At 30.6% G+C, this 353-nt stretch carries 1 protein-coding gene; it reads left to right on the top strand.

The features are described 5' to 3' along the window. A partial coding sequence (locus ABF638_RS38360; RefSeq protein WP_435027949.1) for a transposase occupies nt 1-353 on the top strand: 353 nt, incomplete at both ends.

The raw sequence follows: 353 nt of genomic DNA on the forward strand, positions 1-353 counted from the left end.
CTATAGAGTCATTAATTTTTGTGATTTAGAAACAAAAACTGAGTTTCGATTAGTAACCAATTTACCAACATTAGGAGAGGCTGCCGTTAGTGATGATGAAATCAGGGATATTTATCGATTACGTTGGGGAGTTGAATTGTTGTGGAAGTTTTTAAAAATGCACTTAAAACTTGACAAGTTAATTACTAAAAATGTTAATGGTATTACCATACAAATTTACGTTAGTTTAATAGCTTATCTAATTTTACAGATATTATCTATCCCACAAGAATGGGGACATACGCTATTAGATAAATTCCGCTATTTACAATCTTGTATGTGTCAGAAAATCAGTTATGTTCATTGGTTTGAAG

Source organism: Nostoc sp. CALU 1950, assembly GCF_051172895.1.
Classification (GTDB): Bacteria; Cyanobacteriota; Cyanobacteriia; order Cyanobacteriales; family Nostocaceae; genus Nostoc; species Nostoc edaphicum_A.